This is a genomic window from Candidatus Kirkpatrickella diaphorinae (assembly GCF_025736875.1).
Classification (GTDB): domain Bacteria; phylum Pseudomonadota; class Alphaproteobacteria; order Acetobacterales; family Acetobacteraceae; genus Sorlinia; species Sorlinia diaphorinae.
Genome location: NZ_CP107052.1, coordinates 185,175 through 206,134 on the forward strand (window position 1 = coordinate 185,175; position 20,960 = coordinate 206,134).

The window sequence follows — 20,960 nt, forward strand, 5'->3', positions numbered from 1 at the left end:
GATGAGCAAGCCAAAGCATATTCGCACACTTGCCGATAATGAGGCGCAGGCCGTCGCACGCAATGTTCGTGTCAGCCCGCGCAAGCTCGACCTGGTTGCGGCCATGATCCGCAACCTACCGGCTGATAAGGCTATTGCGGCGCTGACTTTTTCCCGCCGTCGCATTGCGCAGCAGGTGCGTAAGACACTTGAGAGCGCGATTGCGAACGCTGAAAATAATCATCAGCTTGATGTGGATCAGTTGGTGGTGAAGTCGGCTGAGGTCGGTAAATCCATCGTCATGAAGCGCTTTCATGCGCGTGGTCGTGGTCGCTCCGCCCGGATTGAAAAGTTCTTCAGCCACATCAAGATCGTGGTCGCTGAGCGGGCTGCGACAGAAGATGCCCCTGCGAAGAAGACTCGCAAGCGCAAAGACGTAGCAGAACAGAAGGCGGCCTGATATGGGACATAAAGTCAATCCGATCGGGCTTCGGCTCGGTGTCAATCGCACCTGGGACAGCCGCTGGTATGCGGGCCAGGATTACGCGAATCTTCTTCACGAGGACCTCAAGCTTCGGGCATATCTTCGCCGCAAGCTCGCAGGTGCCGGTGTTTCCCGCGTCGTGATCGAACGTCCGGCCAAAAAGCCCCGCGTCACGATCTATGCAGCCCGTCCGGGTGTCGTGATCGGTAAAAAAGGTCAGGATATCGACGCGCTTCGTAAAGATCTGAGCCGTATGGCGAAGGCTGACGTCGCGCTCAACATCGTGGAAATCCGCAAGCCTGAAATTGACTCGACACTTGTCGCGGAAAATATCGCGCAGCAGCTGGAGCGCCGCGTGGCGTTCCGCCGGGCGATGAAGCGTGCCGTGCAATCCGCGATGCGCCTCGGGGCGCAGGGGATCCGGATCAACTGCTCCGGTCGTCTTGGCGGTGCCGAGATCGCGCGTATCGAGTGGTATCGTGAAGGTCGCGTTCCGCTTCATACGCTTCGTGCGGATATTGATTACGGCGTGGCAACGGCAAAGACGACCTATGGCACTTGTGGTGTGAAGGTCTGGATCTTTAAAGGCGATGTCATGGCGCATGACCCTCTTGCCCAGGACCGTCGTGCCGCTGAGCAAGCGCCGCAGCGTTGAGTCGAAGTTCAAAACAAGCGTCGTGAGGCGCGTGAGGATAACTGATCATGCTTTCCCCCAAGCGGACGAAGTTTCGCAAAGCCCATAAAGGCCGTATTCACGGCCTCGCAAAAGGTGGAACGACGCTGAATTTCGGCGCGTTCGGCCTGAAAGCGCTTGAGCCCGAGAGGATCACGGCGCGCCAGATCGAGGCGTCTCGTCGTGCGATTACGCGTGCGATGAAGCGCGCAGGTCGTGTCTGGATCCGCATTTTCCCGGATCTTCCGGTTTCCACCAAGCCGGCTGAGGTGCGGATGGGCTCGGGTAAGGGCTCGCCTGAATATTGGGTCGCACGCGTCAAGCCGGGTCGCGTCCTTTTCGAGATTGAAGGCGTGCCGCCTGATGTTGCGCGCCACGCGCTCGAACTTGGCGCGGCGAAACTGCCGATCAAGACCAAGTTCATTACACGCATTGGAGATGCCTGAGATGGCCGACACGTTTAAAGTCGCCGATCTGCGCGGCAAGACGTCTGATGAGCTCGAGGCTCTTCTGCTTGATCTGAAAAAAGAGCAGCTTAATCTGCGTTTCCAGGCCGCGACCGGGCAGTCTGAAGGTGCGGGCCGAGTGCGGCTGCTGCGTCGTGCTGTCGCGCGGATCAAGACAGTTTTGCATCAATCGAAGAACAGTGCGGGCGCAAAAACGTCCGCCGTTAAGTCCTGAGAGGAGACGGACAATGCCAAGGCGTGTCCTGACTGGGCGAGTGACTAGTGATAAGATGGACAAGACGGTGACCGTCCTCGTGCATCGTCGCGTTATGCACCCGCTTTATAAAAAGTTTATTCGCCGTTCCAAGAAATACGCGGCGCATGATGAGCTGAATGAGTGCAAAATCGGCGATACCGTCCGTATCGAAGAATGTGCGCCGATTTCAAAACGCAAGACGTGGATGGTTGTTACGCGCAACGGTGCGGCACTTGGTGCCCCCGCGGCTGACGCCAGCCCTGTTTCGGCTTAAATAGGGGGCTAAAAATGATCCATCCCGAGACCAACCTTGACGTTGCGGATAATTCCGGCGCGCGTCGGGTGCAGTGCATCAAGGTGCTGGGCGGTTCCAAGCGTAAAACCGCTTCGGTCGGCGACGTGATCGTCGTTTCCGTCAAGGAGGCGATTCCGCGCGGTAAAGTCAAAAAAGGTGATGTCCATCAGGCTGTCATCGTCCGCACCTCTTACCCGGTGCGTCGGGCGGATGGCAGCGCCATTCGTTTTGACAAAAACGCAGCGGTGCTGATCAACAAGTCGATGGAGCCCATTGGTACACGTATCTTTGGCCCCGTCGTGCGTGAGCTGCGTGCCCGCAAGTTCATGAAAATTATCTCCCTGGCTCCGGAGGTCCTGTAATGGCCGCGCGTATAAAAAAGGGTGACCAGGTTGTGGTCATTTCCGGTGCGTCCAAAGGCGTGCGGGGTGAGGTGATGTCTATCCTTCCCAAGGTTGAGAAGGCTGTCGTCCGTGGCGTCGCCATTGCGAAACGCCACACGAAGCCGAGCCGCCAGAATGAAGAGGGCGGTATCATTGCGAAGGAGATGCCTGTGCATCTCTCAAATCTTAAACTTATCGATCCGAAGAGTGGCAAGCCGACCCGTGTTGGTTTCCGCGTTCTTGATGACGGCCGCAAAGCGCGCGTCGCCAAGGCGACCGGCGAGATTATCGAAGGCTAAGGGGGCGATATGAGCGACAAACACGCACACGCTCTGCCGCGTCTGCAGGAACGTTACCAGCAGGAGATCCGTGAGCAGCTTCGTCAGCAGTTTGGCTATAAAAACATCCTGCAAGTGCCGAAGCTTGAGAAGATCGTCCTTAATATGGGCGTCGGTGAAGCGGCAGGCGATCAGAAAAAACTGGATGCCGCCGTCGCGGAGATGGCGCTGATCGCAGGTCAGAAGCCCGTCAAGACGCTGGCTCGTAAGGCGATTGCCGGTTTCAAGATCCGTGAAGGCCTTCCTATTGGCTGTAAAGTCACGCTGCGTCGCGCACGTATGTATGAGTTTCTCGATCGTCTTGTGACAATCGCGATGCCGCGCATTCGTGACTTCCGTGGGCTTCCGGCGAATAAGGGCTTTGATGGTCGCGGCAACTTTGCGATGGGCCTCAAGGAGCAGATCGTGTTCCCTGAAATCCAGTACGACAAGGTTGATTCAGTGCGCGGCATGGACATCATTTTCGTGACAAATGCACGAAGCGATGATGAAGCCAAAGCATTGCTGAAAGCCTTTGACCTGCCGTTCGCGGCCTGAAAGTTTCGTGGTGCCCTTCGTTTTTTGATTGCAAAGAGGCGAAGGGCGCCTTTATAGACACGCTGTTTGGAAAACCGTCGGGATTGGCCCGACAGGTTCCGGGAGAAAGTTTAGCATGGCAAAAGTCTCCGCCGTGAACCGCAACGCGAAGCGCGCGCAAATGGCGCAGCGCGATCGAGCGAAGCGGACCGCGCTTAAGGAAATCATCAAGGATCGTTCTCTTCCTGTGGAAGAGCGGTTCGACGCGTCGCTGAAACTCGCTGAGATGCCGCGCAATGGCTCACGCACGCGTGTGCGCCTGCTGTGCAAGGTCTCTGGCCGTCCGCGCGCCAATTATCGGAAATTCCAGCTCAGCCGTATCGCGCTCCGCGATCTGGCATCAACGGGCCAGATTCCCGGTATGGTTAAATCGAGCTGGTAAGGGTTTAAGACGACAATGTCCCTCTCCGATCCTTTGGGTGATATGATCACCCGTATACGTAACGCGCAGCGTGCACGTCACGCATCCTGCGTTGCACCGGCGTCCAAACTGCGTGCCAATGTGCTTGAGGCCCTGCGCCGCGAAGGTTACATTCGTGGTTACACGACTGAGGAACTCCGCAAAGGTGTCTCCCAGTTGCGTGTCGAGCTGAAATACGCTGATGGCCAGCCGGTTATCAAAGAGATTCACCGCGTTTCCAAGCCGGGGCGTCGCGTCTATTCCAAAATCAAGGAATTGCAGCGCGTCTATGCTGGTCTCGGCGTTTCCATCCTGTCCACACCTCGCGGCGTCCTTTCGGACGTTGAGGCCCGCGCTGCCAATGTTGGCGGCGAGGTCCTCTTCCGCGTGTTCTAAGGGAGGGACGCAATGTCACGTATTGGCAAATATCCGGTTCCGATCCCTTCAGGCGTGGATGTCACCATTGCCGGCGGTATCCTTACCGCCAAGGGTAAACGCGGCCAGCTCAGCATGCCTCTGTCCCGCTTTGTCGAGGCGAAGGTTGAGGATGGCAAGATCGCCATTCAGCCTGTCGGCAACCGCTCGCGCGAGACATGGACAATGTGGGGCACAACCCGCGCCATCGCCGCGAATATCGTCAAAGGTGTCTCCGAGGGTTTCTCCAAAACGCTCGAAATCACCGGGACGGGTTTCCGCGCCAGTGTCCAGGGCTCGAAACTGGTCATGAATCTCGGTTTCTCGCATGATGTGGTTTATCCCATCCCGGCCGACGTCAAAATCACGACGCCGCGCCCGACGGCGATTACCGTTGAGGGGAATGACAAGCAGCGTGTCGGTCAGGTCGCGCTGGATATTCGTAGTTTCCGCAAGCCGGAGCCTTATAAGGGCAAGGGTGTGCGTTATGAAACTGAGGTTCTTCGTCGCAAGGAAGGCAAGAAGAAATAATGGCTACGCAGCATGGTATGCAGGAGCGCCGTCGCAAGCGGTTGCGTTTCCAGCTTCGCCGCAAGAGCGGTGGCCGGCCGCGTCTGTCGGTTTTCCGCTCTGGCAAAAATATTTACGCGCAGATCATCGATGACGCAGCAGGTCGGACGCTCGCCAGTGCGAGCACGCTTGAGAAAGCCGTCCGCGATGCTGGCAAAAGCGGTGCGAATGTCGAGGCCGCCGGTGTGATCGGCAAGCTCATCGCAGAGCGTGGCGTCGCTGCCGGTGTTTCCACGGTTGTTTTCGATCGCGGCGCTTATCTCTATCACGGCCGTGTCAAGGCCCTTGCTGAGGCTGCCCGAGAGGGCGGACTCTCGTTCTAGGAAAGGATCACACATGGCACGAGAGCCAAGAGAAGGCGGCCGCGGTGGTCGCGAGCGGGAGCGCGAGGGCGACGATCTTGTTGACAAGCTCGTCACGATCAACCGTGTCGCCAAGGTTGTCAAAGGTGGACGTCGCTTCGCATTTGCCGCCCTCGTGGTCGTTGGTGACCAGAAGGGGCGCGTCGGTTACGGCGCCGGTAAAGCACGTGAAGTGCCTGAGGCGATCCGTAAAGCGACGGAGCGTGCGAAGCGCGGCATGATCCGCGTCCCGATGAAGGAAGGCCGCACACTGCATCATGACAGTTACGGGCATTTCGGTGCGGGTAAAGTCGTGGTGCGCGCAGCTGAAGCGGGAACGGGCATCATCGCCGGTGGCCCGATGCGCGCTGTCTTTGAGTCGCTGGGCGTTAATGACGTTGTTGCCAAGTCCCTTGGCACCCGCAACCCGCACAACATGGTCAAGGCGACATTTGCCGCGCTTGAGCGTTGCAGCAGCCCACGTGCTGTCGCTGCGCGTCGCGGCAAAAAAGCCTCGGATCTCTTCCCCAAGCGGGGCCAGGCCGCTGAGGGTACGGCGGAGGCTGCAAATGGCTAAAAAAAATGCGACAGTCCGCATCCGGCAGATTGCCTCTGCGATTGGCCGCAAGCCAGGCCAGAAAGAGACCCTTGTCGGTCTCGGTCTGCGCGGCATTGGCAGCCAGCGTGAGCTTGAGGATACGCCGGCCGTTCGCGGGATGATCCGTAAAGTTGCCCACCTTTTGCAGGTGGAGGGATAAAATGAAACTCAACGAACTTCGTGACAATGAGGGCTCGCGTTATCGCAAGAAGCGCCTTGGTCGCGGCATCGGCTCCGGTAAGGGTAAAACCTCCGGGCGCGGCGTCAAAGGCCAGAAGGCGCGCGAGGGCGTATCACTGAATGGTTTTGAGGGTGGTCAGCTCCCTCTCTATCGTCGTATGCCGAAACGTGGGTTCACCAATATTTTCCGCAAGGAATATGTTGCGGTCAATCTTGGCCGGATCCAGAAGGCGATTGATGCGGGCAAACTGGACGCAGCAAACCTCATTACTGAGGAGCTGCTCCGGGGTGCCGGGCTCGTCAATGGCGGCAAGATTGCGGGCGTGCGTATCCTCGCGGGTGGGGAAGTCACAAAGCCCATCAAGCTTGAAGTCGCCGGCGCCTCTGCGGCGGCTGTTCAGGCTGTCGAGAAGGCAGGCGGTTCTCTCGCCGTCACGCAAAAGGCGGAAGTTACGGCCGAGGCGTGATTCCGGCTCAGCCATAGCATTGCAATGCATGCTGTCTTCACGGATAAACAGAACAGCGTCCCGCTATGGCGGCGGCGCTGTTTTCGTTGAAAGGTTAGCACAATGGCTTCTGCAGCAGATCAGCTCGCAGCCAATCTGAACCTCAGCTCCTTCTCCAAAGCGACGGAGCTTAAAAAGCGAATCTGGTTTACGCTTGGTGCGCTTATTATTTACCGCCTAGGGAGTTACATCCCGGTCCCGGGTGTTGATGCAACGATCCTCGGCCAAATACTTGCCGGGCATAGTCGTGGCATTCTCGGCATGTTTGACATGTTCTCGGGGGGTGCGCTGGGCCGTATGACGGTCTTTGCCCTCAATATTATGCCCTATATCAGCGCGTCCATCATCGTGCAGCTTCTTTCAACGGCGCTCCCATCTTTGGAGGCTTTGAAAAAGGAAGGGGATCAGGGGCGCAAAAAGCTGAATCAATATACGCGTTACCTCACTGTGCTGATCGCGCTCTTCCAGGCGTACGGCATTGCGATGACGTTGCAGCATATGACAGGAAATGGCGGTGTCAGCGCCGTCGTCAATCCGGGCTACCCGTTTATTTTCACCGCCGTTCTCACGCTCGTTGGCGGGACGATGTTCCTGATGTGGCTTGGTGAGCAGATCACGGCGCGGGGTGTCGGAAATGGCATCTCCCTGATCATCTTCGCCGGTATTGTCGCGAACCTGCCCCATGCTTTGGCAAGCCTCTTCCAACTGGGTTACACGGGCGCGCTCTCGCCGTTTTTCGTGCTTCTGTTTCTCGTCCTTGCGGCGGTGACGATTGCCTTCATTGTTTTCATGGAGCAGGCGCAACGGCGTGTGGTCATTCAATATCCTAAACGTCAGGTCGGCAGCCGGATGTACGGGGGTGACTCCACCCATATGCCGCTTAAGGTCAATACAGCGGGCGTGATCCCACCGATTTTCGCTTCCTCCGTTCTGCTGATTCCCGTGACACTTGTCGGTTTCTCAGGCGGCAAGTCGGGGGGGTGGCTCGCGTCTATCGGGCAGGCGCTTAGTCAGGGGCAGCCGCTTTACATGGTGACTTATGCCGCCATGATCCTCTTCTTTTCCTATTTCTACGCCGCGGTCAGTTTCAACCCGGAGGAAACGGCGGAGAATCTGCGGAAGCAGGGCGGGTTTGTGCCGGGCATCCGGCCGGGAAGCAACACCGCGCGCTATTTTGACCGTATCCTGACGCGTTTGACGACGATCGGCGGCATTTATCTTGTCGCTGTGTGCTTACTGCCACAGGTGCTCATCAGTCGTTATAATGTGCCCTTCTATTTTGGTGGGACGAGCCTCATCATCATTGTGTCCGTAACCATCGACACGATGACGCAGGTGCAGTCCCATCTCGTGGCCCATCGCTATCAGGGGCTGATGCGCAAGCAGCGTGGTCGATCCGGCAATCGGGTTGGGGTGCGGCGTTGATGAATATCATTCTTCTCGGTCCGCCCGGCGCGGGGAAGGGCACGCAGGCGCAACGTCTGGAGCGTGATTTCGGCCTTAAGCAGATTTCAACAGGCGACATGCTGCGTGCCGAGGTGAAGGCGGCAACACCGCTTGGTATCCAGGCGCAATCTCTGATGGAGAGGGGGCTCTACATCCCTGATCCGATTATGATTGAGATGATTCAAGGGCGTATTGCGCGGCCTGATTGCAAGTCAGGCTTCATCCTTGACGGTTTCCCCCGGACGGAAAGCCAGGCTGTTGCCCTGGATGAGATGCTGCACGCGCGTGAGGCCCGGATCGACGCGGTGGTCCTTCTTGAAGTCGTGCCGGACGTTATTGTGGATCGCCTGGCCCAGCGCACCAACGCGGATGGCACTAAGCGTGCAGATGATGCGCCGGAAACGGTGCGCAAGCGTCTGGAAATTTATGCCCAGCAGACAGCCGTGATTCTGCCTTATTATGAGCATGCGAAACGCCTGAAGCGCGTTGATGGGATGCAGGATGTCGAGGCTGTTTACCGCGCCATTTTGCGGGCGCTTGGCCTGACCGCGCCGCGTGAAATGGACGGTATCACGCAAAAGTGATAATATTCATTTGACTCAGCGGGGCCGGTCGTTATATTCGGCCCCCTTATCACACGAGCTGCCAGGATTGTCGTTTTCCTCATTCAGGGACTTGCGATTCCTCATTTGGTCAAGCGCGGTAGAAATCAAGCAAGCCCGATGAGGGCTGAGGCATAAAAACAGAGTGCGGCTTCCGGGCCGACAGGGAGAGTGAAGCGTGGCACGTATTGCCGGCGTAAATATTCCGACGACAAAGCGCGTCGTCATCGGTCTCAGCTATGTCTATGGCATCGGGCCGTCGACAGCGCGGAAGATCTGCTCCAGGCTCGGCATTGCTGACGCAAAGCGCGTCAATGAGCTGAGTGATGATGAAATCCTCAAGGTCCGTGAGTTGATCGATTCCGAGTATCGTGTTGAGGGTGACCTTCGTCGTGAGACAGCGATGAATATCAAACGCCTGATGGATCTCGGCTGTTATCGTGGGCTGCGTCACCGTCGCGGACTTCCCGTTCGGGGCCAGCGCACCCACACCAACGCACGTACCCGCAAGGGTAAGGCGGTGGCGATTGCCGGTAAAAAGAAAGTCACGCGTTAATCGCGTTCATTTAATGGTGAAGCGGGTGGTGAGTGTCGAATTCACTGCCCGATTTGCGTAAAAACTGATTTTGGGACAGGGTCAATATGGCGAAGGCGGCGGCTCCGCGTATCCGTAAGAAGGAACGCAAAAATATTATCTCAGGTGTTGCACACGTGCTTTCCACGTTCAACAACACGCTGATCACGATTTCGGACGCCCAGGGCAATGCAATTGCCTGGTCGTCTTCGGGTGCGCAGGGCTTCAAAGGTTCCCGCAAATCGACGCCATATGCGGCTCAGGTTGCTGCTGAGGATGCAGGGCGCAAAGCGCGTGAGCATGGCATGGAAACGCTGGAGATTGAGGTCTCCGGCCCGGGTTCGGGGCGTGAGAGCGCTCTGCGTGCGTTGCAAAGTGTCGGTTTTTCCATCACTTCAATTCGTGATATGACTCCGGTGCCACATAATGGCTGCCGTCCTCGGAAGCGTCGCCGCGTCTGATGGTTGCGCGCCGCACCCGTCAAAAAGTGCGGTTTCGCCAAGTTTGCGCGGCCCTTATTAAGTGTCGCGTTGTCCTGACCCCGCATTTGCGAGGTTGATACTTCGCTGAGTTGCAGCGAAAAAGTTTTTTGAAAGGCCACGACCTTGGTCCTCCAAAAGAACTGGCAGTCTCTTATTAAGCCGGAGAAACTTGAAGTTTCCCCCGGTGTGATGCCGTCTCATAAGGCGACCGTGGTTGCCGAGCCGCTTGAGCGGGGCTTCGGCATGACGCTGGGCAACGCCATTCGGCGCGTCCTGCTTTCCTCCCTGCAGGGAGCTGCGGTGACGGCCATTCAGATTGACGGGGTTCTCCACGAATTCTCCTCCGTGCCGGGTGTGCGCGAGGATGTGACCGATATCGTCCTGAATGTGAAGCAGCTTGCGCTGCGTATGCATGGGGATGGCCCCAAACGCATGATCCTGTCCGCCACAGGCCCGGGTGAAGTGACAGCAGGCCAGATCCAGGCCGGTCACGACATTGAAATCATGAATCCCGACCTTGTCATCTGCACGCTTGATCATGGTGTGAAGCTGGGCATCGAATTCACGGTCAATTCCGGTAAGGGTTACGTGCCTGCTGCCGCCAACCGGCCGGAAGACGCGCCGATCGGCCTGATCCCGGTTGATGCGATCTATTCGCCGATCCGCCAGGTCTCCTACAAGGTTGAGCAGACCCGCGTCGGACAGGTGACGGATTATGATAAGCTGCTTCTGACGGTGGAGACGGATGGTTCGGTGACGCCTGAGGATAGTCTCGCATTGGCGGCGCGTATCCTTCAGGACCAGTTCCAGCTCTTCATCAATTTTGAGGAGCCGCGCCCTGTCCGTCAGGAAGAGCCACGTGATGAGCTGCCGTTCAACCGTAATCTCCTCCGTAAGGTGGATGAGCTTGAGCTTTCTGTTCGTAGTGCCAACTGCCTGAAAAACGATAATATCGTTTATATTGGTGACCTCGTTCAGAAATCCGAGCAGGAGATGCTGCGCACCCCGAATTTCGGCCGTAAGTCGCTCAATGAGATCAAGGAAGTCTTGACCTCAATGGGGCTGTCTCTCGGTATGAATGTTCCCGCCTGGCCGCCGGAAAACATTGAAGATCTCGCCAAACGCCTCGACGAGGTCTTCTGAGACAACCCTGGCATCTTTTAATAGAGTAAGGAATTCATATCATGCGTCATGGTGTTGCCGGGCGTAAACTCAACGTCACCTCATCCCACCGCGCGGCGATGTTCCGTAACATGGCCGTGGCGCTCATCAAGCATGAGCAAATCACCACCACTCTCCCCAAGGCGAAGGAAATCCGCCCTGTTGTGGAGAAGCTGATCACACTCGGCAAGCAGGGCACGCTGCATGCGCGTCGTCAGGCTTTTGCCCGTCTGCGTGACGAAGCCATTGTCGCGAAGCTTTTCTCAACCGTTGCGGAGCGTTACAAGGCCCGTGCAGGCGGCTATACCCGCGTGCTCAAGGCAGGCGTGCGTTATGGCGACAATGCGGATATGGCCGTGGTTGAGCTGGTTGAGCGCGATATTGAGGCGAAGGGTAAAGATAGCGGCCCCGTCCAGTCCGCGCCCGAGCTTGAGGCTGAATAAGAAGCCTCCACGGATAAGCGTCGATCAAACCCGTCTGGGCAAACCAGGCGGGTTTTTTTATGGGATCGCGGGCCGTCACCGTCACGCCCCGCATCACCTGCGAAGGCAGAGAAACAACCTGAAAAGAGGGGCCCTGATCAGCACGGACCCCCTTCGACTGCCGACACTGCGCGTGCGATTCCTCGCGCGACTGAAGATAATAACGGCGATATTTGTCCCACCGCGTCTAAAATAAGTATAAATATTTACCAGCCAAACGACTATTGCTGAAATACCGATAATTTTCGAGTATATAATGACTGCGCTGTTGTGGAACAAAATCAGGCCTCCCGCGTTGACGAGGGCGTGACCTCCAGGAGATTTCCATGCTTAAGCTCGCCTTGTTGTTTCTCGTCATTTCCCTGATTGCGGGACTATTCGGTTTTACCGGTATTTCAGCCGCCTCAGCGGGGATCGCCAAAATCCTCTTCACCATCTTCGTGGTGCTTTTTCTTATTTTCCTCGCGATGGCGGTCTTCGCCGGTACAAGCATCACTTGACGCGCTTCTAATGGCGGCATTTCGGGAAAAGCCGGCTGCGCGCCGGCTTATTCCTTCGCTTTGCGGAAATACCCGTCAATAAACGGGTTGTTCGACGTAAGTGATTTTCGCGCGGGAAGCGACGCGGCATCCCACCCGCCCCCCAGCGCGGTGATCAGCGCAACGTGCGACGTCCATTGTGATTGACGCACGCCGAGGGCCTGCACCTCATAATTTAAGGCGTTCTGCTGGCTTGTGATGACTGTCGTGTAGATTTCCGTACCCGCCATAAAGGCGTTCATGGAAACGCGGACGGCCTCTTTGGCGGAAGCCACGGCTGCTTCCTGCTCTCCATATTGTTTTTCAAGGATTCGCAGGTTGGAGAAGTTATCTTCAACATTTTGGAGGGCTGTCAGCACGGTCTGACGGTAATTGGCGACGGCCGCATCATAATCCGCCTTCGCACCCCTCACGGCCGCGCGCCGCGCCCCGCCAGAGAAAATCGTCTCCGAAGCCGCGGCCCCCAATGACCAGAAGCGTGATGCGGCGCGGATCAGCTCGTCAAGCGGGTCTCCGCTATAGCCATATTGCGCCGATAAAGTGAATTGCGGGTAATAAGCGGCGATGGCCGCGCCGATGGCCGCATTATATCCGGCCAGTCTGCGTTCCGCCGCGGCAACATCCGGCCGCCTTTGCAGAAGCGTGGAGGGCACCGCAACAGGCAAGACCGGCAGTCTGGGGGGAAGATCGGCCTCAGAGATGGTCACTTCGGCGGGCGCTTTGCCCATTAATACGGCAATAGCGTGCTCATATTGGGCGCGCGCGACACCAGCCTGAGTCTCCTGCGCGATCGTCTGCTGCAGTTGATAGCGCGCCTGAAGGAGGGCGGAGGGTTCAGCCACACCAGCCTCTGCCTGATTTTGCACAATGCGGAGCGCTTCCCGGAAGTAGGATACGTTACGTGCATAAAGGCGGCGGAGACTATCCTGATAGCGCATATTGAAATAATTCGTCGCGAGCTGCGCCTGGTAGGAAAGCTGCGCATTGGCGAGGTCAGCGGCGCTGGCCTGGGTCAGGTCAACTTGCTGCTCCACCTGGCGACGTATTTTACCCCAGATATCAATTGTCCAACTGGCGCTGGGGCTGGTGGACCAGGTATTGACTGTCGTCGTGTGGCTGTAATTCACGAAGGAGCCCGCCGAGGCGCTTCGCGACTGCCCGCCCTGCGCATTGCGGCTGAAGGAAAAATTGCCGTTAAGCGTTGGGAATAATTGCGCGCGCACGCTGTCAATCATGGCCCTGGCTTTACGGTATTGCGCCTCATATTGCTTGACGTTCTGGTTGGTGATGTTGACTTGGTCTTCCAGCCCATCAAGGGTGGGGTCACCGTATATGCGCCACCATGGGCCCTTACTCGCTTCCGCCATTTCCGGCTGTGCGACGGTCCAGCCCGGCGGTGGCTGGGGGGCCTCTTTAAAAACGGGTGAGATAATGGCTTGCGGGCGCTTGTAATTCGGTCCCACCATCCAGCAGCCTGACAGGAAAGGCATCAGCACGAGGGCTGACAGCAAAGGGGAAGGGGGCAGGACAGGGCGCATCAGCTTTCGGGTCCGTGGATAAGGCGTTGAAGTGACAGGCAGGTGGCGCGCACGAAGCGTCCTGATGCGCGCCCGAGGCGATCAAGGATGAGGAAAACGGCAGGCACGGTGAAGAGTGTCAGGGCCTGGCTGAAAATCAGCCCGCCCAGAATGGAAATGCCAAGCGGGCGGCGGAGTTCTTCCCCGTAACCGCCTGTGATGATCAGCGGGATGGCGCCGAAAGCGGCGGCCAGGGAGGTCATGATAATCGGGCGGAACCGTGCCAGGCTCGCACGCCGGATGGAATCAACGGGCGATAGTCCGGCGCGGTCCTCCCTGATGGCAAAATCGATGAGAATGATGGCGTTTTTCTTGACGATGCCGATGAGGAGAATCACCCCGATCATCGCCATCAGGGAAAATTCCTCCCCGGCAAGACGCAACGCAATAATCGCACCAGCCCCTGCTGAAGGAAGCGTGGAGAGGATGGTAATGGGGTGGACAAGGCTTTCATAAAGAATGCCCAGAACAACATAGACAGCGACCAGCGCGGCGAGGATCAGATAAGGTTCTTTCTGGATGGTCTTCTGGAATAATGCCGCATTCCCGGCGAAATCAACGCGAATTTCCGGCGGGAGGTGGATCTTGACGGTTGCCGCCTTGATCGCGGCAATCGCCTGCCCCAAAGAATGTCCCGGGCGTAAGTTAAATGAGATCGTGGAGGAAACAGCCTGGGCCTCGTGATTCACGGCCAGGGGGTTGATGGTGGGGACGATGTCCGACGTCATGGTCAGGGGCACCATCGTCGCGGCTTGCGTCGTGACCGCGGCGCCGCTGGACGTATTGGCCCCGCCCGCAAGGCTGTTTGCCATCTGGTTTTGATAGGCGGCCTCAGCCGGGTTGAGCGGGGCTGACGACGCTTCTGCTGACCGCACGCGGATGTTGTTGGAAGCGATGCCCCCCGCCGGGGTGCCGCCTGTCGTGCTGACCCAGCTTTGCAAAAGGCTTCCCGGGCTTCTGGCAAATCGCGGATCAGCTTCCATAATCACGCGATATTGGTTGGACGATGTGTAGATGACAGACGCTGCGCGTTGGCCATACGCATCGAATAACGTGTTGCTGATGAGTTGCGCCGTCAGCCCGTAACGCGCAGCGAGGTCGCGTTTGATGGCGATATCAACGGAAGCACCGCCCTGCTGAAGATCGGAATTCGGGTCGGCGATTTCCGGCAGGGTTGAGAGTGCCTTGACGAGACGCGGTGTCCAGACGGCCAATGCCTCAGCATCAGGGCTGAGGAGTGAATATTGATAGGCGCCATTCCCCCGCCGCGCGCCCGTCCGCACGCCGCCCATCGACAGGAAATAAACTTCAGCGCCTGGCAGATCTGCGAAGTGATGGTCAAGCGCGGCGACAAGCTGGCCGGCTGAACGCTTGCGTTTCGATTTTTCACTGAGGGAGACAAAAAAACTTGTCTGATTGGCCTGCCTCCCGCCAAAGAAAGCGATGTAATGATCAATCTCAGGAAAATCTTTCAACCCTTCCTCGACGCGCATGGTCTTCTCAAGCATGTAATCATAGGACGCGGACTCATCGCCCATCACGCGCCCCAAAATCATGCCGAGATCCTGCTCAGGGAAAAATCCCTTCGGCATGTTGATCAAAAGCACACCGGCAAGAATCAGCGTCCCTGGTAAGGTTAAAATCATCCACCATTGATGGCGGAGCGAGAAATCAAGCATGCGCGCATAAACCCGCTCGATCCGCGCAAAGCCATTTTGGGGTGTGAGCGCGACGGAACGGGGCCTCTCCCGACCAGTGGCGGGGCGCAGAAGAAGTGCGCAGATCATCGGTGTCAGTGTCAGAGAGAGGACCATGGAGATGACGAGAGAAATGGAAATCGTCATCGCAAATTCGCGGAAGAAGCGGCCGACAAGGTCATCAAGAAGAATGATCGGAATGAAAACGGCAATGAGGGACGACGTCATCGAAACGACTGTGAAAACAACTTCCCTGGCGCCAATCAGCGCTGCGCGCATGGGCGTCAGGCCGCGCTCAAGGTGGCGGGTGATGTTTTCCAGCACGACAATGGCGTCATCGACGATGAAACCGGTGGAGATGGTCAGGGCCATCAGGGAGAGATTATCGAGCTGATAGCCGAAGAGATATAAAGCAGCGAAACTGCCGATGATGGAGACCGGCACCACAATGGCCGGGATCATCACCGCCGCGACGCTGTGCAGAAAGACGAGCACAATCCCGATGACGAGGATGACGGCGATAAAAAGCGTTAGACGCGTGTCCGCGAGGGAGGATCGGATGATGCGGGAGCTGTCCGCCATCATATGCACATCGACATCAGCGGGTAGAGCGGATTTGATGAACGGCAAACGCGCCTTCAGCCCATCGACCATTTTGACGATGTTTGCCCCGGCCTGCGCATAGACGATCCCCACAACCGCACGCTTCCCGTCGAAACTGCCGTAAGTATAAAGATTCTCTTTGTCATCTTTGATCGTCGCGACGCTGTTCAGCCGGAGCGGGCTATTATTCCGGTAGGCTATAACGAGATCGTCGTAATCAGCGGCTTTGCGCGCCTGGTCGTTCGTGTCAAGCATGTAGCGCCTGTCACCAACATCAAGGAAGCCTTTCGGCGTATGCGCATTTGCCGAGGCAAGGGCGGCACGCACATCTTCAAAACCAATGCCAAATTTATAAAGCGAGAGGGGGTTGATCTCGACCCGCACGGCCGGCATGGCACTTCCGCCGATCTCAACCTCACCCACGCCTTCAACCTGACTGAGCTGCTGCTGGAGTGTTTTTGTCGCAATGTCGTAGAGCTGCGCGGGCGCCCGACTGTCCGACGTCAGGGCGAGGATCAGTGCCGGGGACCCGTTGGGATTGGATTTAAAGTAAGTCGGATTGTCGCGCATCGTCGTCGGCAGATCACGCCGCGCCGCCTGAATCGCCGCTGAGACATCGCGTGCCGCACCGTCAATGTCACGTGACAGGTCGAATTGCAGGATAATCCGCGTCTGACCACTGGTGGAGGTGGATGTCATTTCCGTCACGCCGGAAATTGCCCCTAAGTGACGCTCAAGCGGTGCCGCGACGGTGGCGGCGACCTCCGACGGGGAGCCCCCGGGCTGCTGCGCGATGACGAGGATGACCGGCAGGTCAATATTCGGGGCATCCGCAACCGGTAAAAGCCGGTAGGCGATGGCCCCGGCAACCAGTAGGGCCAGCGACATTAATATCGTCGCGACCGGCCGCAGGATGAAGGGGCGGCTGATATTCACGCGTCACCATGCTCCGCGATGCGTTCAGCATAGGTCTTCATGCCGAAACGCCGACGTATCGTGGCGGCGACGTGATCGAGATACAGGTAAATGACGGGTGTCGTGAAAAGCGTCAGTAATTGTGAGAAAACCAGCCCGCCAATAATCGCAATGCCGAGGGGGCGCCTCAATTCTGCGCCAACGCCTGTATCAATCGCGAGCGGCAGCGCACCGAAAAAAGCCGCCAATGTCGTCATCAGAATAGGCCGGAACCGCATGATGGCCGCATTTTTGATGGCCTCAAGGGGTTTCAGCCCGCCGCGACGCTCCGCCTCAAGGGCAAAATCGATCATCATGATCGCGTTTTTCTTGACGATCCCGATCAGCAGGACAATCCCGATGATCCCCATCACATCAAGATCTTTTCCGCAAATAATCAGCGCGATCAGCGCGCCCACCCCGGCAGAGGGCAGCGTGGAGAGAATGGTGAGGGGATGGATGAAACTCTCGTAAAGGATGCCGAGAACGATATAGACAGCCGCCAGGGCCGCGATGATGAGGAAAAACTCATGGCCGAGCGCAGCCTGAAACGCCGCCGCCGTGCCCTGAAAGCGGGTTTCAAAATCTGGTGGAAGGTGAACTTCCTCCTGAGCCCGGGAGATCGCGGACGTCGCATCGCTGAGGGAATAACCGTCAGCAATATTAAATGGGATGGTCGTGGCGGGGAAATGGCCGTAATGCGTGATGAGGAGGGGCGCGAGGCGCACATCCTGCGTTGTGACCTGGCTGAGTGGCACAAGGCCGGAACTGGGCCGCCTCTGCGCGCCTGACGCGCTTTCCCCCATTTTATCAGGTGCGCCGGGGAGGTAAAGTTGCCTGAGCTGTTCAAGAGAGCCCTGAAACCGGGGTTCCGCCTCCAAAATCAGGCGATATTGATTGGATTGCGTATAGACCGTGGACACCTGACGCTGCCCGAAACTGTCATAAAGCAGGTTGTCGACCGTCTGGGGCGTGATGGCGTAGCGCGCCGCCGTTGCGCGATCCAGCGTCAGATAGGCCATCAGACCGTTTGATTGCAGATCGGATGTCACGCCTTTAAGAGCGGGTTGCTGCTGAAGAGCCTTGACCAGACGCGGTACCCAGAGTTTGAACGCGTCATGATCCGCATTTTCAAGCACGAATTTATATTGCGTCGCGGAAAGGGCTGAATCGAGGGAGAGATCCTGCACGGGTTGCAGGTAGAGGCGAGCGCCGACAACATGATTCCCGGCTTCCGAAAGGCGCGCCAGCGTCGTTGCGAGCGACGCCGTGCGGGCTTTACGCGGTTTCAGGCTGATCATCAGCCGACCTGTATTCAGCGTCATATTTTCACCATCGACGCCGATCAAGCCGGAAATATTCTCAACATCCGGCACGTTCAGGAGCGCTGCGATCACCCGACTCTGCCGGTCCTTCATGCCTTCGAAAGAGATTGTCTCCGGCATTTGCGTGATGCCCTGTATCAACCCCGTATCTTGCGTGGGGAAGAAACCTTTCGGGATGATCATCGCCAACCATAATGTCAGGACAAGGGTGAGGAGAGCCGTCAGGGCGGTGAAGCGCCGATGCGCCAGCACGATATCCAGAAGCCGCGAATAGTAATCGATCAGGCGATTAATTCCGCTTTCGATCCCGCGTGAAATCTGCCCCCACCGTCCGGGACTTCGGGAGCTGTGGGGCCTTTCCGTGAGGAGGCGGGCGCACATTGACGGTATGAGCGTCACCGCGACCACGGCGGAGAGGGCGATGGTCACCGCCAGCGTGACCGCGAATTCATGAAAAAGCCGTCCGACAACATCCCCCATAAAAAGAAGCGGTATGAGGACAGCGATGAGGGACACGGTGAGGGAGATGATCGTGAACCCGATTTCCTGCGAGCCTTTAATGGCGGCTGTGTAACGGTCCTCACCCTTTTCAATATAACGGGAGATATTCTCAATGACGACAATGGCATCATCCACGACGAAGCCGGTTGCGATCGTCATGGCCATCAGGGAAAGATTATCGAGTGAATAACCCAGCAGATAGACCACGCCGAGACTGCCAACGATCGAAATCGGCACGCTGAGGCTGGGGATCAGTGTCGCGGGGACATTGCTCAGAAACACGAAGATGACGCCGACCACCAGTAGGATGGCGAGGGCCAGCTCGAACTCCACATCCGCGACGGAAGCCCGGATGGTGGTTGTGCGATCCGTCAGTTCCGTGATGGTGATGCCGGGTGGCATGGTGGATTGCAGGCGCGGCAGGAAGGATTTGATCTTATCAACAACAGCGACAACATTGGCCCCCGGTTGACGCTGCACACTCAGAATCAGCGCCGGGGCCTTGCCAGACCATGCGGCGAGTTGCGTGTTCTCGGGGCCTTCAATGACCTGCCCCACATCGCGCAGCCTTATGGCGCCATTATTCTGATAGCCGATAATTTGATTCATCAGCTCTTCCGGCGATTTGATCTGCCCGTCAATATGCAACGTCGTGGCACGAAGCGGCCCTTCAAACGCGCCGGAAGGGGCATTCACATTGACTGTGCCGAGGATCGTCCGCACCGTGTCCAGAGCGATACCGTAAGACGTCAATTTCGGGATGTTGATCTGGATGCGGTAGGCTTTGCGCTGGCCGCCCGCGAGAGAGACCAGCCCCACCCCCGACACCTGGCTGATATGCTGCAATAAACGTGTCGACACATAATCCTGCACGCTGGTCAGTTTGAGTGAGTCGGAGGTGACGGCCAACGTCAATATCGGTGTGTCGGCCGGGTTGACCTTGGCATAAATGGGCGGCGCGGGCAGGTCGGAGGGTAGGAGGGCCCCGGCTTCATTGATCGCGGCCTGCACCTGCTGCTCGGCAACATCCATCGACATATTGAGGCCGAAGCGTAACGTGATGAGGGATGCACCGCCGGATGATTGGGAAATCATCTGGTCAAGGCCCGGCATTTCGCCCAATTGCATCTCAAGCGGCTCACTGATGCTGCTCTCGACCACGTCCGGATTGGCGCCGGGATAGATCGTTGTGACGGTGATCGTCGGATATTCCACATCCGGCAGGGCGGCCACCGGCAGAAAACGGTAGCTCAGCAGCCCCGTCAGGAAGATCGCGATCATCAACAGGCTGGTCGCGACCGGCCTCTCAATAAAAATCCGGGACGGATTCATCATTTTTTCGGCGCCGCCATGTCGGATTGCGTGGCCTGACTCTTGTCTGGATTTTCAACGCGGATTTTTGACCCTTCTCTCAAGTGATTTGTGCCCTGAAGCACAACTCTGTCGCCCACCGCGATACCTTGAAGAATTTCAGTGCGGAGGGAATCACTGTGCCCCGTCGAGACGCCCCGGAGGGTCACGGTATCATCTTTTTTGACAAGATAGACGAAAGCCCCGTCCGGCCCGGTCTGGACGGCATCGGCGGGGATGAGGATAGCATCATGCAATGTCCTGATATTGAGCCGCGCATTGACGAATTCATTCGGGAAGAGGCGCTCATCAAGATTGGGGAAAATGGCGCGCATCCTGACAGTACCTGTGGCCGTGTCGATCTGGCTATCCACGGCCTGAACGGACCCTTCCGCGAGTTTCACGGTATTATTGCTGTCCCACGCCTCCACCGTCAGCGCGCCGCTTGCATTCAGGGCGGTCATCACGTCGGTCAGTTGATTTTGCGGCACCGTCATGATGACGGAGATCGGCTGCATCTGCGTCAGCACTGCCAGGCCACCAGTTTGCCCGGCGGTAAAATAATTGCCGCGATCAACAGCGCGTATGCCAATGCGTCCATCGACAGGGGCGCGGATATGGCAATATTCAAGGTTGAGGCGCGCATTATCGACATTGGCGCGGTCGAGCTTGACCGTCCCCTCTAATTGCTGAACCTTATATTGCGCGTCTTTTGCGGTCATGGCGGCGACGGATTTCTGGCGGATGAGCTTCTCATACCGGCCGGAATTGATGCGTGCATCCGCAAGCTGGGCTTCATCCTGCTGCAATGTGCCCAGCGCCTGTTGCAACGCGATTTCATAGGGGCGTGGGTCGATCAGGACCAGTTCATCCCCGGTTATGACGTGCTGCCCTTCTGAAAAATTGACCGCCATGATGTAGCCGCTGACACGCGACTGCACCGTGACGTTGGTCACGGGCACGACCGTTCCCAACTCCGTCATGATAATGGGCAGATCCGCCTTCAGGGCCGTTGCAACGGTTACGGGCTGGGCGAAAGCACCCTCCGCCGTATAATCAGGTTTTTTTGCCCCATGCAGGCACATGCGGAGGAAAAAAAGGCAGATCACGGCGGCGATGGCGGTCATGATGATTTGACGGCGTCGGCGCGGGTTTTTTATCCATTTCTGGGCGGAGGTGGCGTCCATGCGAGTCACGCGGTTTTCCTGGTCATGAATGCGTTGATCCT

The 20,960-nt window shown here is 57.5% G+C and carries 26 protein-coding genes; 22 read left to right on the forward strand and 4 right to left on the reverse strand.

Annotated elements, in window-relative coordinates; translation table 11 throughout:
* The first annotated feature begins 1 nt into the window (after window position 1).
* The 22 genes from rplV to N5W20_RS00995 all read left to right on the forward strand — a co-directional run bounded on the left by rplV (window position 2) and on the right by N5W20_RS00995 (window position 11,686).
* Entirely contained in the window at window positions 2-439 is a 438-nt protein-coding gene (gene rplV / locus N5W20_RS00890) for a 50S ribosomal protein L22 (protein WP_319807064.1), read from the forward strand.
* A gap of 1 nt (window position 440) precedes the next feature.
* On the forward strand, window positions 441-1,118 hold the full coding sequence (gene rpsC, locus N5W20_RS00895; RefSeq protein ID WP_319807065.1) for a 30S ribosomal protein S3: 678 nt from the start codon (window positions 441-443) through the stop codon (window positions 1,116-1,118).
* 47 nt (window positions 1,119-1,165) lie between these two features.
* Entirely contained in the window at window positions 1,166-1,582 is a 417-nt protein-coding gene (rplP, locus tag N5W20_RS00900) for a 50S ribosomal protein L16 (RefSeq protein ID WP_319807066.1), read from the forward strand.
* Window position 1,583: 1 nt separating this feature from the next.
* Entirely contained in the window at window positions 1,584-1,817 is a 234-nt protein-coding gene (rpmC, locus tag N5W20_RS00905) for a 50S ribosomal protein L29 (protein ID WP_319807067.1), read from the forward strand.
* Between the two features lie 13 nt (window positions 1,818-1,830).
* Window positions 1,831-2,112 carry a 30S ribosomal protein S17 gene (rpsQ, locus tag N5W20_RS00910; RefSeq protein ID WP_319807068.1) on the forward strand — a complete coding sequence of 94 codons (282 nt, stop codon included), beginning with the start codon at window positions 1,831-1,833 and terminating at the stop codon, window positions 2,110-2,112.
* Window positions 2,113-2,126: 14 nt separating this feature from the next.
* Window positions 2,127-2,495: a 50S ribosomal protein L14 gene (gene rplN / locus N5W20_RS00915; protein ID WP_319807069.1), complete on the forward strand. Its 369-nt coding sequence runs from the start codon at window positions 2,127-2,129 to the stop codon at window positions 2,493-2,495.
* Entirely contained in the window at window positions 2,495-2,815 is a 321-nt protein-coding gene (gene rplX / locus N5W20_RS00920) for a 50S ribosomal protein L24 (RefSeq protein ID WP_319807070.1), read from the forward strand. The genes rplN and rplX overlap by 1 nt, the downstream gene beginning before the upstream one ends.
* Before the next feature lie 9 nt (window positions 2,816-2,824).
* On the forward strand, window positions 2,825-3,391 hold the full coding sequence (gene rplE, locus N5W20_RS00925) for a 50S ribosomal protein L5 (RefSeq protein ID WP_319807071.1): 567 nt from the start codon (window positions 2,825-2,827) through the stop codon (window positions 3,389-3,391).
* A gap of 115 nt (window positions 3,392-3,506) precedes the next feature.
* Window positions 3,507-3,812: a 30S ribosomal protein S14 gene (gene rpsN, locus N5W20_RS00930; protein WP_319807072.1), complete on the forward strand. Its 306-nt coding sequence runs from the start codon at window positions 3,507-3,509 to the stop codon at window positions 3,810-3,812.
* A gap of 15 nt (window positions 3,813-3,827) precedes the next feature.
* Window positions 3,828-4,226, forward strand: a complete 399-nt coding sequence (rpsH, locus tag N5W20_RS00935) for a 30S ribosomal protein S8 (protein WP_319807073.1) — start codon at window positions 3,828-3,830, stop codon at window positions 4,224-4,226.
* A gap of 12 nt (window positions 4,227-4,238) precedes the next feature.
* Complete coding sequence (rplF, locus tag N5W20_RS00940; RefSeq protein WP_319807074.1) at window positions 4,239-4,775, forward strand: 50S ribosomal protein L6; 537 nt, start codon at window positions 4,239-4,241, stop codon at window positions 4,773-4,775.
* Window positions 4,775-5,137: a 50S ribosomal protein L18 gene (gene rplR, locus N5W20_RS00945; protein WP_319807075.1), complete on the forward strand. Its 363-nt coding sequence runs from the start codon at window positions 4,775-4,777 to the stop codon at window positions 5,135-5,137. Before rplF ends, rplR begins: the two co-directional genes overlap by 1 nt.
* A 13-nt stretch (window positions 5,138-5,150) precedes the next feature.
* Window positions 5,151-5,732 (forward strand): 30S ribosomal protein S5, encoded by a 582-nt coding sequence (gene rpsE, locus N5W20_RS00950; protein ID WP_319807076.1) that lies wholly within the window; start codon window positions 5,151-5,153, stop codon window positions 5,730-5,732.
* Window positions 5,725-5,913: a 50S ribosomal protein L30 gene (gene rpmD, locus N5W20_RS00955; RefSeq protein WP_319807077.1), complete on the forward strand. Its 189-nt coding sequence runs from the start codon at window positions 5,725-5,727 to the stop codon at window positions 5,911-5,913. Before rpsE ends, rpmD begins: the two co-directional genes overlap by 8 nt.
* Before the next feature lies 1 nt (window position 5,914).
* Window positions 5,915-6,400 (forward strand): 50S ribosomal protein L15, encoded by a 486-nt coding sequence (gene rplO / locus N5W20_RS00960; RefSeq protein WP_319807078.1) that lies wholly within the window; start codon window positions 5,915-5,917, stop codon window positions 6,398-6,400.
* Window positions 6,401-6,502: 102 nt separating this feature from the next.
* Entirely contained in the window at window positions 6,503-7,864 is a 1,362-nt protein-coding gene (gene secY / locus N5W20_RS00965) for a preprotein translocase subunit SecY (RefSeq protein WP_319807079.1), read from the forward strand.
* Window positions 7,864-8,469, forward strand: coding sequence for an adenylate kinase (locus N5W20_RS00970; protein ID WP_319807080.1), 606 nt, complete (start codon window positions 7,864-7,866; stop codon window positions 8,467-8,469). Before secY ends, N5W20_RS00970 begins: the two co-directional genes overlap by 1 nt.
* A gap of 196 nt (window positions 8,470-8,665) precedes the next feature.
* Entirely contained in the window at window positions 8,666-9,043 is a 378-nt protein-coding gene (rpsM, locus tag N5W20_RS00975; RefSeq protein ID WP_319807081.1) for a 30S ribosomal protein S13, read from the forward strand.
* A gap of 86 nt (window positions 9,044-9,129) precedes the next feature.
* Entirely contained in the window at window positions 9,130-9,522 is a 393-nt protein-coding gene (gene rpsK / locus N5W20_RS00980; protein WP_319807082.1) for a 30S ribosomal protein S11, read from the forward strand.
* A 144-nt stretch (window positions 9,523-9,666) separates the two neighbouring features.
* The gene (locus N5W20_RS00985; RefSeq protein ID WP_319807083.1) at window positions 9,667-10,686 is read left to right on the forward strand and encodes a DNA-directed RNA polymerase subunit alpha; all 1,020 of its coding nucleotides are present in this window, start codon (window positions 9,667-9,669) and stop codon (window positions 10,684-10,686) included.
* A gap of 41 nt (window positions 10,687-10,727) precedes the next feature.
* Window positions 10,728-11,147 carry a 50S ribosomal protein L17 gene (rplQ, locus tag N5W20_RS00990; protein ID WP_319807084.1) on the forward strand — a complete coding sequence of 140 codons (420 nt, stop codon included), beginning with the start codon at window positions 10,728-10,730 and terminating at the stop codon, window positions 11,145-11,147.
* A gap of 365 nt (window positions 11,148-11,512) precedes the next feature.
* Window positions 11,513-11,686, forward strand: a complete 174-nt coding sequence (locus N5W20_RS00995; RefSeq protein WP_319807085.1) for a DUF1328 domain-containing protein — start codon at window positions 11,513-11,515, stop codon at window positions 11,684-11,686.
* Between the two features lie 47 nt (window positions 11,687-11,733).
* Here N5W20_RS00995 and N5W20_RS01000 read toward each other — a convergent pair whose 3' ends face one another.
* From N5W20_RS01000 to N5W20_RS01015, 4 genes are read right to left on the reverse strand one after another with little or no spacing between them, the layout of a single operon-like run.
* The gene (locus tag N5W20_RS01000) at window positions 11,734-13,263 is read right to left on the reverse strand and encodes an efflux transporter outer membrane subunit (RefSeq protein ID WP_319807086.1); all 1,530 of its coding nucleotides are present in this window, start codon (window positions 13,261-13,263) and stop codon (window positions 11,734-11,736) included.
* A complete protein-coding gene (locus N5W20_RS01005; RefSeq protein ID WP_319807087.1) occupies window positions 13,263-16,538 on the reverse strand; it encodes an efflux RND transporter permease subunit in 3,276 nt (1,091 codons plus the stop codon). Before N5W20_RS01005 ends, N5W20_RS01000 begins: the two co-directional genes overlap by 1 nt.
* A complete protein-coding gene (locus tag N5W20_RS01010; protein ID WP_319807791.1) occupies window positions 16,535-19,714 on the reverse strand; it encodes an efflux RND transporter permease subunit in 3,180 nt (1,059 codons plus the stop codon). Before N5W20_RS01010 ends, N5W20_RS01005 begins: the two co-directional genes overlap by 4 nt.
* Window positions 19,714-20,919 carry an efflux RND transporter periplasmic adaptor subunit gene (locus tag N5W20_RS01015; RefSeq protein WP_408869422.1) on the reverse strand — a complete coding sequence of 402 codons (1,206 nt, stop codon included), beginning with the start codon at window positions 20,917-20,919 and terminating at the stop codon, window positions 19,714-19,716. Before N5W20_RS01015 ends, N5W20_RS01010 begins: the two co-directional genes overlap by 1 nt.
* Between the last annotated feature and the right edge of the window lie 41 nt (window positions 20,920-20,960).

Excerpts from the sequence above, each read along its gene's own strand:
- rplV (WP_319807064.1), top strand. The coding sequence starts at position 2 with ATGAGCAAGCCAAAGCATATTCGCACACTTGCCGATAATGAGGCGCAG.
- rpsC (WP_319807065.1), top strand. The coding sequence starts at position 441 with ATGGGACATAAAGTCAATCCGATCGGGCTTCGGCTCGGTGTCAATCGC.
- rplP (WP_319807066.1), top strand. The coding sequence starts at position 1,166 with ATGCTTTCCCCCAAGCGGACGAAGTTTCGCAAAGCCCATAAAGGCCGT.
- rpmC (WP_319807067.1), top strand. The coding sequence starts at position 1,584 with ATGGCCGACACGTTTAAAGTCGCCGATCTGCGCGGCAAGACGTCTGAT.
- rpsQ (WP_319807068.1), top strand. The coding sequence starts at position 1,831 with ATGCCAAGGCGTGTCCTGACTGGGCGAGTGACTAGTGATAAGATGGAC.
- rplN (WP_319807069.1), top strand. The coding sequence starts at position 2,127 with ATGATCCATCCCGAGACCAACCTTGACGTTGCGGATAATTCCGGCGCG.
- rplX (WP_319807070.1), top strand. The coding sequence starts at position 2,495 with ATGGCCGCGCGTATAAAAAAGGGTGACCAGGTTGTGGTCATTTCCGGT.
- rplE (WP_319807071.1), top strand. The coding sequence starts at position 2,825 with ATGAGCGACAAACACGCACACGCTCTGCCGCGTCTGCAGGAACGTTAC.
- rpsN (WP_319807072.1), top strand. The coding sequence starts at position 3,507 with ATGGCAAAAGTCTCCGCCGTGAACCGCAACGCGAAGCGCGCGCAAATG.
- rpsH (WP_319807073.1), top strand. The coding sequence starts at position 3,828 with ATGTCCCTCTCCGATCCTTTGGGTGATATGATCACCCGTATACGTAAC.
- rplF (WP_319807074.1), top strand. The coding sequence starts at position 4,239 with ATGTCACGTATTGGCAAATATCCGGTTCCGATCCCTTCAGGCGTGGAT.
- rplR (WP_319807075.1), top strand. The coding sequence starts at position 4,775 with ATGGCTACGCAGCATGGTATGCAGGAGCGCCGTCGCAAGCGGTTGCGT.
- rpsE (WP_319807076.1), top strand. The coding sequence starts at position 5,151 with ATGGCACGAGAGCCAAGAGAAGGCGGCCGCGGTGGTCGCGAGCGGGAG.
- rpmD (WP_319807077.1), top strand. The coding sequence starts at position 5,725 with ATGGCTAAAAAAAATGCGACAGTCCGCATCCGGCAGATTGCCTCTGCG.
- rplO (WP_319807078.1), top strand. The coding sequence starts at position 5,915 with ATGAAACTCAACGAACTTCGTGACAATGAGGGCTCGCGTTATCGCAAG.
- secY (WP_319807079.1), top strand. The coding sequence starts at position 6,503 with ATGGCTTCTGCAGCAGATCAGCTCGCAGCCAATCTGAACCTCAGCTCC.
- N5W20_RS00970 (WP_319807080.1), top strand. The coding sequence starts at position 7,864 with ATGAATATCATTCTTCTCGGTCCGCCCGGCGCGGGGAAGGGCACGCAG.
- rpsK (WP_319807082.1), top strand. The coding sequence starts at position 9,130 with ATGGCGAAGGCGGCGGCTCCGCGTATCCGTAAGAAGGAACGCAAAAAT.
- rplQ (WP_319807084.1), top strand. The coding sequence starts at position 10,728 with ATGCGTCATGGTGTTGCCGGGCGTAAACTCAACGTCACCTCATCCCAC.
- N5W20_RS00995 (WP_319807085.1), top strand. The coding sequence starts at position 11,513 with ATGCTTAAGCTCGCCTTGTTGTTTCTCGTCATTTCCCTGATTGCGGGA.
- N5W20_RS01000 (WP_319807086.1), bottom strand. The coding sequence starts at position 13,263 with ATGCGCCCTGTCCTGCCCCCTTCCCCTTTGCTGTCAGCCCTCGTGCTG.
- N5W20_RS01010 (WP_319807791.1), bottom strand. The coding sequence starts at position 19,714 with ATGAATCCGTCCCGGATTTTTATTGAGAGGCCGGTCGCGACCAGCCTG.
- N5W20_RS01015 (WP_408869422.1), bottom strand. The coding sequence starts at position 20,919 with ATGGACGCCACCTCCGCCCAGAAATGGATAAAAAACCCGCGCCGACGC.